This window comes from Pseudoalteromonas sp. SG41-1 (genome assembly GCF_014164575.1).
In the GTDB taxonomy this organism is placed as follows: domain Bacteria; phylum Pseudomonadota; class Gammaproteobacteria; order Enterobacterales; family Alteromonadaceae; genus Pseudoalteromonas; species Pseudoalteromonas rhizosphaerae.
Genome location: NZ_JACJFL010000077.1, coordinates 1 through 10,943, shown reverse-complemented (window position 1 = coordinate 10,943; position 10,943 = coordinate 1). Strand labels below are relative to the sequence as shown.

Here is a 10,943-nt window from a genome sequence, read left to right as displayed (position 1 = left end):
TGATAGCTGATAGCTGATAGCTGATAGCCAAAGTATGTTTTATTGCAATAGGTATACAAGGACTTTATAAACTTATTATTGAGGAAATAACAAGTGGCGGAGTGGACGGGACTCGAACCCGCGACCCCCGGCGTGACAGGCCGGTATTCTAACCAACTGAACTACCACTCCGCAGTGGTATGTGCATGGGGTAATGCACTTACTAATTTTATTACTGATATCAAGTGGCGGAGTGGACGGGACTCGAACCCGCGACCCCCGGCGTGACAGGCCGGTATTCTAACCAACTGAACTACCACTCCGCAGAGATATCATTATACTTGTTATTACTTAATTTGTTGGCGGAGTGGACGGGACTCGAACCCGCGACCCCCGGCGTGACAGGCCGGTATTCTAACCAACTGAACTACCACTCCAGCATACAAATTTTGTAATATAACATTGTTTAAATAGTTGGCGGAGTGGACGGGACTCGAACCCGCGACCCCCGGCGTGACAGGCCGGTATTCTAACCAACTGAACTACCACTCCAGCGCATATTTAAACTGTTATTTTTTCTTATTGGCGGAGTGGACGGGACTCGAACCCGCGACCCCCGGCGTGACAGGCCGGTATTCTAACCAACTGAACTACCACTCCATAATAAGAATATGTTTTACAACCATATGTTGTGTAAGTGTTGGCGGAGTGGACGGGACTCGAACCCGCGACCCCCGGCGTGACAGGCCGGTATTCTAACCAACTGAACTACCACTCCAGCGTCTACTTACAAATTGTCGAAAATTGGCGGAGTGGACGGGACTCGAACCCGCGACCCCCGGCGTGACAGGCCGGTATTCTAACCAACTGAACTACCACTCCATATTTTCGTTGCTGTCTGAGTCTCCCCTGACAGCGGCGTGAATAATACGAACCAACCCCTACTTCGTCAAGGGCTTTTTTGTTTTTTTACAGGTTTTTTAGTCATCTGACATCGAAAGGTTTAAAATTTCACCGGATCTATCACTTTTTGAACCATTTTTGTCGAGTTCTTTTTTTTCATTACTTTGCGGCTCATTTTCAACTGCTGTTTTTTTCTTCATAAATGGTAAGTTGATTTTCGGCATGATTGATTTTTTCTGCACAAATACACGAATTGCTAACCAACCCAACAGCAAAACCAGTAAATTCCCGCCAACAATTAAACTAATAAATGTAATTGTTGCCATTGATTCGGCTTCCTTAGCAACTCTTTCTATTTCTTGTTGCTGTGCTGGGGTAATAATTGGTTCTGGTAATTCAGGCACCACTTCTATTGGTCGTTCTATTTCAAATTTATAGGTCGGTAAAGTCGCCATAAATTCGCGCCCATTAACATTAGTACCAAAAACAGACAGTTCAATACTGTATCGCCCCCAATCATAATTTTTAATCGTCAGCTGACGGGTCAAACTGTTTTTAGCATCAAGCGTAAACATTTGCTCTTCATTATTGGGGTAATAAATTTTACCTTGGATCAATACCGTATCTGGTTGCACTATTTGGTTATCGAGGGTAATGGTTAATTGATGTTCTTGCAGGTCATCTTCGGCTAAGGCGATTTCATAACTAAAGGGGGGTTCTTTAACTTCGATAAGATCTTGCACGACGGTGCGCTTTAATAATGGGGTTTCAATATATAGCTCTGGTCGCCATTGTCCGGCTGGGAAAACTAATTTAAATTCACCGGTAAAAATACCATCTTTAGGGCGCTCATCGAAACCACGGCCATCGTCTTTAAATTCAGCAACATTCTGAGTGCCAGCGCCAAAGTTTGCAAAGTCACTGTTATTGGTGCTAATAAAGTCAACATTTAAACTGACCACATCCCGAAACAAGCCCACTTGAATCGGCTCACCATCATTTAGTATTTGCCCTGTAATTTTAACTGTTTCGCCACGAAACAGTAATGGGGGTAATGGTTCGGCTTGTAATTCTACTTCTCCTAACACCACAATCCGGCTTTTCGGCAAAATACTACCAACGACCTGCCAAGGCCCAGGCATTGGCTGCTTAATAGTAATCAGATCATAACTTAGCTCATCAAACCATTGTAGGTTGTCATCTTTTCTCGCCGAGGTTGCATAATATTTACTGCCATCGGGTTTTACCAATACCACTGCTGGTGCACCGGGCTTGCGAAAAAATAATAAGGTGATTTCGTCAACTTTATAATCAATACGAAAACGATTTTCCAGTAAAGGAATTTCATTTTGCCGCCCATCGCGCTGCAGTAAGGTTATTTTATCTTCATTTGTTGCACTGCTGGTGTTTGGTAACATCATAACCAAACACACAACTAACATTATGCTTCTCATGTTTTGCCTTATTCGGCGCGCCATATACATTGACCACCGGCTTCGTTGACTATATTTAATCGCTCTTCGTGAGCGAGTTGCTCATCATTATTGGCTTGTAAGACCACCAGCGGTGGACGGTTTGAATCTAAACGACGCAGTTCTTTTTGTTGTTGCTCACTGCCTTGATTTTTATTTTGATTAAGATTGAGCTTTACCTGCCCCCCCGTCATCGCTAAATAAACGTCAGCTAAGATCTCAGAATCCAGTAGTGCGCCGTGTAAGGTACGCTTAGCGTTATCTACATCATAACGCCGGCATAACGCATCTAAGTTATTCTTCTGTCCTGGATGCAAGTCACGCGCCATTTTGAGGGTGTCGAGAACTTGGCAGTAATCATGGGTTTTTTGATAACCTTGATTGAGCAACGCAAATTCATTATCCATATGACCGACATCGAACGGCGCATTATGAATTACCAGCTCCGCCCCTCTAATATAGTCGAGAAACTCTTGAGCTATTTGATGGAATAACGGTTTATCACGTAAAAACTCATTAGTGATACCATGAACATCAATGGCTTCTTCGTCACTTTTGCGCTGTGGGTTGATATAAACGTGAAAGTTATTGCCGGTTAAACGACGATTCACTAATTCCACACAGCCAATTTCAATAATACGATGCCCTTGTTTAGGGTCGATGCCGGTGGTTTCTGTATCTAAAACTATTTGTCTACGTGCCATATCGAATTTAGCCTGACTCTGGTATCTTTCTATAATCACTTTATTGTACATAAGATCAAGGGAAAACAGTGCAAAAAACCGTAGAGATTTACACCGATGGCTCATGTTTAGGTAATCCGGGCCCCGGCGGTTATGGTATTTTTATGTTTTATAATGACCACGAAAAAAAATTAAGCCAAGGCTATACCCTCACCACCAATAATCGAATGGAAATGCTCGCAGCAATTGTTGCTCTTGAGAGTTTAAACCGCCCGTGTGAGATAAATCTCACCACCGACAGCCAATACGTGAAACAAGGTATTGAATCATGGCTTGCTAACTGGAAGAAGCGAGGCTGGAAAACAGCTGCTAAAAAACCAGTTAAAAATGTCGATTTATGGCAGCGTCTTGATGCAGCCTGCGCCCGTCATAATGTGACTTGGAAGTGGGTAAAAGGTCATAGCGGCAATAAATACAATGAAATTGTTGATGATTTGGCGCGAGATGCCGCTGGCAGTAAAGATTTATTAGTCGATGAAGGTTACAACCCTGAATAATATTAGTAGGTAATTCATCATAAACCATTTAACAACTTAGTTATATGATATAAGATTTGGATATATTAAATAATGGAGTTGTTAAATGGCTATCTCGATCGAGTCTTTTTTTCATCAGCAAAGTGCTACCTTTACTTATTTAGTGTCTTGCCAAACCACTAAATCTGCCATGTTGATCGATGCCCCTGCTGACTTTGATGCTGCTAGCTGTACGTTAAGTTTTCAAACCGCCGACGAGATCATTGCCCATATAAACGATAACCAACTTATTCTTGAGTGGGTTTTAGAAAGCCACGCCCATGCAGATCACATTACTGCCGCCAGTTATATAAAGCAGCAACTTGCGACATATCATCCTTGCAAGTTAGCAACGGGTAAAAAAATAATACAAGTGCAAGAACATTTTAGCCGCCTGTATAATATTAATATGCCATGTGATGGCAGCCCATTTGAACAGCTATTTACTGATAACGAGCATTTTGCACTGGGCGCACACAAGGTTACTGTATTAGCGACTCCAGGCCATACTCCAGACAGTGTGTGTTATTTAATTGAAGGCAACTTGTTTGTTGGTGACACATTTTTTATGCCCGATAGCGGCACTGCACGCTGTGATTTCCCAGGTGGCAGTGCCAAAACGCTTTATCAGTCACTGCAACGTATTTTAGCCCTGCCCGATGAAACTATTTTATGGATGTGCCACGACTATCAGCCGGGTGATCGCCCACTTGCCAATAAAACATCGGTACTCGAGCAGCGCACCAGTAATATTCATCTACAAGCCTCTGAGCAAGATTACATAACAACCCGTAGCGCCCGTGATGCAACACTCAGTGCACCTAAATTATTGCACCCAGCAATACAAATGAATATTCGCGCAGGCCAATTACCAAAAGCACAGCAAAACAGTCAGCGTTATTTAACGCTTCCGCTCACAGTGTTGCTTTGAGGTTTGCCGTAAACCAGCTCCTTTTACTGGAGCAAACTGTGGACGAGCGTGCCATTTAGGCTTTATGGGTGTCAAAGGCGCAACTCGTTTACGAGCGACCAACATATACACACTTCCCATGGGTTTTAGATATTGCTTGGTAAAACGTCGCCATGGCGCAAACCGCGATAAACGGTTGCCTCGTGCTAATGACGAATAAATAAAACGTTCATCACTGACTATTTCAAAACCTAATAGGTTAAGCCAATCTTTTACCCGTGCGGGAGTGAAAAAGCGTCCCGTCCATGGCAACTTTTGACCGCTAAAGGGCAACAACTGCGCAAGTCCACATAAACTAAATGGGTTAAACCCGGTGATCACCATATAGCCACCTGGTATTAAGGTGCGGTGTGCTTCACGTAATATATGATGCGGATCGGTGTGATACTCTAAGCAATGACTTAATATACAGGCATCAACACTGTGCTCGTAAAAAGGGAGTTCATCTATATCGGCAACAACACCTGTAAATGGTCCTGACTCTGCTACGCAGACTTGGTGTTTAATGGTACTTTTACTGGTATTAAGTTCGCCACTGAGATTACCGAGTTTTAACATGTGATAGCCAAACATTCGCGGTAACCACTTGGCCATTTTACGTTCTATATCACTACGTAAATAGTCACCATGAGGAAACTCTTGCCACGACAGTGGTTTGGGTCCTTCTTGAAAACTAAGGGCTGGTTTCATACGCTGAGCTCGTTATACTGTTTGATATCGTCACTTTATAGAGCAATGTCACATGGTGCAAGTCAAAGCAATTAAAGCCTTTTCTGATAATTACATTTGGTGCCTTAGCGATCCTACAAGTTCGCAAGCATGGGTAGTTGACCCAGGTCAAGCTGAACCAGTGTTAACTTATTTAAACCAAGCTGGTTTGACCTTAGCGGGTATTTTAGTTACCCATCATCATTATGATCATACTGATGGCGTAGCCGCTTTGTGTGAAAAATTTGTGGGCATTGATGTATATGGCCCACACAATAGTCCATTTAAAGGGATCACAAAACCATTAATGGACGCGGATAAGATAACCGTACTTGGGACAGAATTTTCCATCATAACAACACCTGGACATACCTTAGATCATATTTGCTATACCCACCCTGCTCTCGCTTTTACTGGCGATACATTATTCAGTGGTAGTTGCGGACGCTTATTTGAAGGAACAGCAGAGCAAATGTACCACTCATTTAACAAACTAAAAGCGCTACCGCATGATTGTAAAATTTATTGTACTCACGAATACACCCAAGCTAACTTAGCATTTGCATTAGCCGTTGAACCGGATAATCAAGACTTGCTCAACTATTCACACTGGGTTGACGAGCAACGTAACAACGACTTAATCACTTTGCCGAGTACTTTAGGGCAAGAGTTAAAAATAAACCCGTTTATGCGTAGCGAGCTGCCAAGCATTACCACGCTATTGCCTGCACAATTTAAAGGACTCAGAAAAAACTCAGCACAAAAAACTGAACCTTGGCAAAACTTCGCAGGTCTGAGAACCTGGAAAGATCATTTTTAATATAATAAACCTGCTCTGTAGTTAATAAATCTAAGCAGATTATTTAGTTAGCTGGTAAACAGCGGCATTGTTGCATATTTTAAACGGTCATAAAGTGGTAATACCGACTCATAACGGGTAGTATTCGCCGAGTTTTTTACCTGATGTATTGGTATTTATGAATAAATCCCCCCTCGTTTTAGCCTTGGCTTTAGTGCTAAGTGGTTGTCAAACCTTGACATCAACACAATCTGATGACGCTATCGTCAATCAAGCAGAGCAGCCACAACTTAATGGCGCCAGCCCACACGATATCAGTGAAGCATTGATGATCAATGCACAATACCAACAAGTTAACGACTTGGATGATGCACCACCCGTTTTTGATGATGTGTGGGAGCGAATTCGTTACCAATTATCAATTGAAGTGCCGCAAAATCGCCCAGTTGTCACTGAGCGTAATTATTATGCTAAACATCAAGCTTATCTAGATCGCATCTCAAAACGCGCGGAACCTTATCTGCATTTTATTGTAGAAGAAGTTGAAAAGCGTGATATGCCAATTGAAATAGCATTACTGCCTATTGTTGAAAGTGCCTTTGACCCGTTTGGCTACTCATACCGAAGTGCATCGGGTATTTGGCAATTTATGCCACAAACTGGTGAGCGTTTTGATTTAAAGCAAAACTGGTGGTACGACGGTCGTCGTGACATTGTACAATCAACCCGTGCGGCGCTTGATTATCTATCTTATTTACATAAAACCTTAGAGGGTGATTGGCTCAACGCCATTGCGGCCTATAACTCAGGTGAAGGGCGTTTATTACGCGCCATAAAAAAGAACCGTAAAAAGCACTTGCCTACTGATTTTTGGTCTCTTGATTTACCAAGTGAAACCACCGCCTATGTGCCAAAGCTATTAGCATTATCAGATTTACTAAAACGCCAAGATGACTTTGGGGTAAAGTGGAACCCGATTATCAATGCACAAGTTGTTGAAGCCGTTGATATAGGTTCACAAATTGATTTAGCACTTGCTGCGGATATGGCTGACATTAGCCTGACTGAATTGTATCGTTTAAATCCTGGCTTTAATCGCTGGGCAACGGATCCAAATGGTCCTCACTTTTTATTATTACCAACAGACAAAATTGAGCAGTTTCAACAGTTATTAGCTAAAACAGCGATGAAAGATCGTCTGCGTTGGCAACAGTATATTGTCGCAAGCGGTGACAGCTTATCGGTAATTGCGAAGAAGTTTGCCACCAGCACCAGCGCTATCAAATCACTCAATAAACTAAAGTCAAATACCATTCGTATTGGTCAGCAATTATTAGTGCCGTTAAGTGACGGTGCAATTAATAGCGAACACCTACCAAAACAAATGCGTATGGCGGTGAATAACAATAGTCAAAAGAAACTGTCTCATACGGTTAAAAGTGGCGACACTTTATGGGATATAAGCCGAGAGTACGATGTAACCATTAATGAACTCGCTAGCTGGAATAAACTTAAAAAGAATAGTGTATTACGTTTAGGCCAAAAGTTAACGGTTTATCAGAGCCCTAAGACCCCTAAGGCGGCGTTAGTCAGTACCGAGCGGACAATCACCTATAAAGTTCGCCGTGGTGACTCTCTGGCTCGCATCGCAGCTAAGTTTAACTTAACAGTAAACGATATTATCAAATGGAATAACTTAGCAGGACAAAAGTACTTACAACCAGGGCAAAAGTTAAAGCTTAAAGTGGACGTAAAAAGCACCTAAGCGAAATAATACAGACAATAAAAAAGAGCGTTTTCGCTCTTTTTTATTGTCTAATGAGGTAACTTAGCTAACCACTCTTGGAGCCATGGCTGAGTTACTGGCCAAGGTTCAAAATCTTCACAGGCATCAATTTCTAAACGATGGCCGATAGGTTGTGCTTGTAAGTCACGAAATAACTCATCAAAACTTCGCCCTGCACCACAAAACGTATCACCATAACTTCGGTCGCCCATAGCGATAATACCGTATGGCTTAGCAGTTAAAATAGGAAAAGTGCTATTCAACTCGTTAAAAAAACCAGCAAGGTTGTCAGGAATATCACCTTGCCCGGTAGTTGAAGTGATAACTAAAATATGTGTGGCTTGCTGAATATCTGCAATGGTTGGTTGATCGACTAAATTTACGCTGTGCCCTGCTTGTTCTATTGCGTCAATAACTTCGTCACTTAAACGCTCGGCACCGCCATATACACTGCCTACAAATATGCTAATAGTTGCCATTAATAATCCCTCTCTTGATGTGGCCAGCCAAGCTGTTGACAAATAGTGAGCATTTCTTCACCTAGCGGCGCTTTAATATTGATCTGTTGTTGAGTATAAGGGTGCACAAAATTAAGCTCAGTTGCAAATAACATTAATCGACGTAATGCAAAATGCTCTCTAAAAAATTGGTTATGCTGATTATCACCATGATTAACATCACCAATTATAGGCAGTGATAAATGTTTTAAGTGACGGCGGATTTGATGCTTACGACCAGTTTTAGGAAAGCACTCCACCAGCGAATAGCGCACTGTTGGGTATTTATCAATTGGTATCGGTAACGTTGCTTGCTGCAAGCAGTTAAACAGAGTTTGTGCCTCTTGTGGGGCTTTATTTTGATCAGCAAACTTATCCGCAATTTTATCCAGCTGTTCTTTTAGTGGCTTATCTAAAAACACCGACTCCGGCGCAAAACCACGCACTAACGCGAGATAGCGTTTAGAGATTTGATTATCAATAAATAACTGATTAATGTCCCGTGCAGCTTCAGAGCTCAATGCAAACAGTAAGACGCCCGATGTAGGCCTATCTAAACGATGCACAGGGAACACATGCTGGCCAATTTGATCGCGCAGCATCTGCATCGCAAATTGTGTTTCATGTTTATCTAAAAATGATCTGTGTACTAATAAACCAGAAGGCTTATTAATTGCGATATAGTTTTCATCACGGTATAAAATTTCAAGCTCAGCAAATTCAATTGGCTCAGGGCGTTCACTCATGGCTGCTTCCTAGTACATTATCAAACTCTGTGAGTAACGCGATGATGGCATCGCCTCCATCCTTTTCAGTAAGCATTAACTCAGCCATCGGTGCAATTGCAAAATTACTCGGTAACGGCTGCTGTTTAGCAACTAACATTTGCATTTTTTCAATAAATACAAATTGTAACCACTGCTCAAACGCCATAGTATCGTGACAAAATGGCACTGTTGAGTTTAACGCTTGCGGATCAATTGGAGTATTTTGCCAAAGTTGATGCTGTTTTAATAAGTCTTCGAGTTGCGTTAAGTAAGTTTGGGTCTGTTGGTACATAACCACCCTTGTTGATTATCATTGCTTGATTATACCCTGTTCCCACATGGCCTGCTATGGCGTATAATTTAACGAATTTTGCAGTAAAAAATCAGTGGATCATTATGACCGAGCAGATCGCAACCTTAGGGCAATTACTTGATGGCGCAGGTACAAATTGGCGCGCTTTTGATATTGGCAGACATATTACCAAGCTAGATAAAAAGCAATTTTTAGCCATTGAGCAAGCACAGATCCCCTATCCTTTCCCGCTCGCAGGCCATGCATGGTTAGCTATTCAGTTTTGGGATAGCAAAGCCAGTAGCGAGCCCTACGTGTGGTTTTTAAAGTTTCCAGTTGATGAGCAAAGCAAACTGGTATGCGCCAGTCGCGATCACTTTGCCAATATGGTGATAGAAGCACTTGGCAATGATTTGACCGGCGAGCAAGCCGACGGGAAGCTTGATAATAACCCATATGTGTTTACACCTAACGCAAATAAACTAGCTGCATTTAATGCACAGTTAAAAGTGTTATTAAAACAACCTGCCTCACAATATTATGAGTACACCCAACTGTATTTTAGTGGCAAACTAGGGTTTGATAATTGGCAAAGTGTTGCAGTACAGGGGATTGCTGATTTTGCATTACGCTTAGATAGCGATAAAAATCTAGCGTCATTACAACAAGCCTGGGAGCAACTGCCAGCTGAAGTGTTACAACCGCTCAGCGCAATGCTTGAACACGTTGAAATACCGCCGGTATTTAGTCAACAGTTGTTAAGCTACGCCCAGCAAGCCATTGCGCAAAAAGATACCTTAGCACTGTGTTGTGCCCTACGTGCAATGTCAAAAGCACAAGCGCAAACACTTACGGTACAATTAGTGGATACTCTTTTAGATTCAGAAATCGCCACAGAATCGGATGTTTTACTGACCATTGCAGGACGTTGTTTTAACTTGCTCACTGATCCCGAGCGGTTACATATTTTTATGGACAATTGCGCCCACCATCAGCAAATTGAAGAGCTTTTCCCAAGTATTTTTGCTGACTTAGTTGCAATACCGAGTATTCGACCACACCTATTAGGTTTACTTCGCAAAGAAAATCGCAGCGAAACCCTCGCGCGAGCAATTGGAAGGTTATTCTCGTAAATGGCAAGTTTATGGACATTCATTATCATTGGTGGTGTGATTTATCTTTTTTGGCTTAATCGTAAAGTTGCTGAAGCTGCCAACGCACACGCAAAACGTCAAAGCGACCAGTTACAAGTGCAATTAATGAGTGTCGCCTGCACTAAACGCCGCTTTGGCCTTCTAAAAAGCGGCAAACCTGGTATCAAAAGCGAGTTTATTTTTGAATTTTCCAGTGATGGTGAAAGCGTTTATCAAGGGGTGTTATTTATGGGTTGTAAATCAGCCGATAATTGTAAAGCAAAAACGCTTTCATTTTTAAATGAAATGTCGTTGTCGTACCCGTATCGAGTTGTATTATCATCCAATGTTTTGCCACCAACAATAGAGGCAAAACCAT

The 10,943-nt window shown here is 42.1% G+C and carries 11 protein-coding genes, 7 tRNA genes and 1 pseudogene; 6 read left to right on the top strand and 13 right to left on the bottom strand.

The window, feature by feature from the left end; all coding sequences use genetic code 11:
• Positions 1 to 94: 94 nt before the first annotated feature.
• The 9 genes from H5203_RS21840 to dnaQ all read right to left on the bottom strand — a co-directional run bounded on the left by H5203_RS21840 (position 95) and on the right by dnaQ (position 3,058).
• Positions 95 to 171 (bottom strand) — tRNA-Asp (locus H5203_RS21840).
• A 54-nt stretch (positions 172 to 225) separates the two neighbouring features.
• Positions 226 to 302: transfer RNA gene (locus tag H5203_RS21835), tRNA-Asp, on the bottom strand.
• Positions 303 to 339: 37 nt separating this feature from the next.
• Positions 340 to 416, bottom strand: a tRNA-Asp gene (locus tag H5203_RS21830).
• A 38-nt stretch (positions 417 to 454) separates the two neighbouring features.
• A tRNA-Asp gene (locus H5203_RS21825) sits at positions 455 to 531 on the bottom strand.
• A gap of 31 nt (positions 532 to 562) precedes the next feature.
• Positions 563 to 639 (bottom strand) — tRNA-Asp (locus H5203_RS21820).
• 41 nt (positions 640 to 680) lie between these two features.
• Positions 681 to 757 (bottom strand) — tRNA-Asp (locus tag H5203_RS21815).
• A 27-nt stretch (positions 758 to 784) separates the two neighbouring features.
• A tRNA-Asp gene (locus H5203_RS21810) sits at positions 785 to 861 on the bottom strand.
• A gap of 98 nt (positions 862 to 959) precedes the next feature.
• The gene (locus H5203_RS21805; protein WP_145241657.1) at positions 960 to 2,336 is read right to left on the bottom strand and encodes a TIGR03503 family protein; all 1,377 of its coding nucleotides are present in this window, start codon (positions 2,334 to 2,336) and stop codon (positions 960 to 962) included.
• Between the two features lie 8 nt (positions 2,337 to 2,344).
• On the bottom strand, positions 2,345 to 3,058 hold the full coding sequence (dnaQ, locus tag H5203_RS21800) for a DNA polymerase III subunit epsilon (RefSeq protein WP_145241655.1): 714 nt from the start codon (positions 3,056 to 3,058) through the stop codon (positions 2,345 to 2,347).
• A 68-nt stretch (positions 3,059 to 3,126) separates the two neighbouring features.
• On the opposite strand from dnaQ, the gene rnhA reads away from it, so the two are divergent.
• A complete protein-coding gene (rnhA, locus tag H5203_RS21795; RefSeq protein WP_145241653.1) occupies positions 3,127 to 3,594 on the top strand; it encodes a ribonuclease HI in 468 nt (155 codons plus the stop codon).
• An 85-nt stretch (positions 3,595 to 3,679) separates the two neighbouring features.
• Entirely contained in the window at positions 3,680 to 4,543 is an 864-nt protein-coding gene (locus tag H5203_RS21790) for an MBL fold metallo-hydrolase (RefSeq protein ID WP_145241651.1), read from the top strand.
• On the opposite strand, the gene H5203_RS21785 is transcribed toward H5203_RS21790, so the two are convergent.
• The gene (locus H5203_RS21785) at positions 4,514 to 5,272 is read right to left on the bottom strand and encodes a class I SAM-dependent methyltransferase (protein WP_145241649.1); all 759 of its coding nucleotides are present in this window, start codon (positions 5,270 to 5,272) and stop codon (positions 4,514 to 4,516) included. The two genes, H5203_RS21790 and H5203_RS21785, sit on opposite strands and share 30 nt — an antisense overlap.
• 52 nt (positions 5,273 to 5,324) lie before the next feature.
• Between H5203_RS21785 and gloB the strand changes: the two genes are divergently transcribed.
• The gene (gene gloB / locus H5203_RS21780) at positions 5,325 to 6,110 is read left to right on the top strand and encodes a hydroxyacylglutathione hydrolase (RefSeq protein WP_182820311.1); all 786 of its coding nucleotides are present in this window, start codon (positions 5,325 to 5,327) and stop codon (positions 6,108 to 6,110) included.
• A 157-nt stretch (positions 6,111 to 6,267) separates the two neighbouring features.
• On the top strand, positions 6,268 to 7,854 hold the full coding sequence (locus H5203_RS21775; protein ID WP_145241645.1) for a LysM peptidoglycan-binding domain-containing protein: 1,587 nt from the start codon (positions 6,268 to 6,270) through the stop codon (positions 7,852 to 7,854).
• A 50-nt stretch (positions 7,855 to 7,904) separates the two neighbouring features.
• Here H5203_RS21775 and H5203_RS21770 read toward each other — a convergent pair whose 3' ends face one another.
• Genes H5203_RS21770 through H5203_RS21760 form a run of 3 tightly spaced genes read right to left on the bottom strand, consistent with a single transcriptional unit; the run spans position 7,905 to position 9,431 of the window.
• Complete coding sequence (locus H5203_RS21770; protein WP_182820310.1) at positions 7,905 to 8,354, bottom strand: flavodoxin; 450 nt, start codon at positions 8,352 to 8,354, stop codon at positions 7,905 to 7,907.
• On the bottom strand, positions 8,354 to 9,118 hold the full coding sequence (truC, locus tag H5203_RS21765; RefSeq protein WP_145241641.1) for a tRNA pseudouridine(65) synthase TruC: 765 nt from the start codon (positions 9,116 to 9,118) through the stop codon (positions 8,354 to 8,356). The genes H5203_RS21770 and truC overlap by 1 nt, the downstream gene beginning before the upstream one ends.
• Complete coding sequence (locus H5203_RS21760) at positions 9,111 to 9,431, bottom strand: YqcC family protein (RefSeq protein ID WP_145241639.1); 321 nt, start codon at positions 9,429 to 9,431, stop codon at positions 9,111 to 9,113. Before H5203_RS21760 ends, truC begins: the two co-directional genes overlap by 8 nt.
• A 104-nt stretch (positions 9,432 to 9,535) precedes the next feature.
• On the opposite strand from H5203_RS21760, the gene H5203_RS21755 reads away from it, so the two are divergent.
• Together H5203_RS21755 and H5203_RS21750 are read left to right on the top strand one after the other, a co-directional pair.
• The gene (locus tag H5203_RS21755) at positions 9,536 to 10,564 is read left to right on the top strand and encodes a DUF3549 family protein (protein WP_145241667.1); all 1,029 of its coding nucleotides are present in this window, start codon (positions 9,536 to 9,538) and stop codon (positions 10,562 to 10,564) included.
• Positions 10,565 to 10,816, top strand: a pseudogene (locus H5203_RS21750) (DUF3301 domain-containing protein); the annotation flags it as partial. It lies immediately after the preceding gene.
• Positions 10,817 to 10,943 lie beyond the last annotated feature (127 nt).

Excerpts from the sequence above, each read along its gene's own strand:
- H5203_RS21790 (WP_145241651.1), top strand. The coding sequence starts at position 3,680 with ATGGCTATCTCGATCGAGTCTTTTTTTCATCAGCAAAGTGCTACCTTT.
- dnaQ (WP_145241655.1), bottom strand. The coding sequence starts at position 3,058 with ATGGCACGTAGACAAATAGTTTTAGATACAGAAACCACCGGCATCGAC.
- H5203_RS21770 (WP_182820310.1), bottom strand. The coding sequence starts at position 8,354 with ATGGCAACTATTAGCATATTTGTAGGCAGTGTATATGGCGGTGCCGAG.
- H5203_RS21785 (WP_145241649.1), bottom strand. The coding sequence starts at position 5,272 with ATGAAACCAGCCCTTAGTTTTCAAGAAGGACCCAAACCACTGTCGTGG.
- truC (WP_145241641.1), bottom strand. The coding sequence starts at position 9,118 with ATGAGTGAACGCCCTGAGCCAATTGAATTTGCTGAGCTTGAAATTTTA.
- gloB (WP_182820311.1), top strand. The coding sequence starts at position 5,325 with ATGGTGCAAGTCAAAGCAATTAAAGCCTTTTCTGATAATTACATTTGG.
- H5203_RS21760 (WP_145241639.1), bottom strand. The coding sequence starts at position 9,431 with ATGTACCAACAGACCCAAACTTACTTAACGCAACTCGAAGACTTATTA.
- H5203_RS21805 (WP_145241657.1), bottom strand. The coding sequence starts at position 2,336 with ATGAGAAGCATAATGTTAGTTGTGTGTTTGGTTATGATGTTACCAAAC.
- H5203_RS21775 (WP_145241645.1), top strand. The coding sequence starts at position 6,268 with ATGAATAAATCCCCCCTCGTTTTAGCCTTGGCTTTAGTGCTAAGTGGT.
- H5203_RS21755 (WP_145241667.1), top strand. The coding sequence starts at position 9,536 with ATGACCGAGCAGATCGCAACCTTAGGGCAATTACTTGATGGCGCAGGT.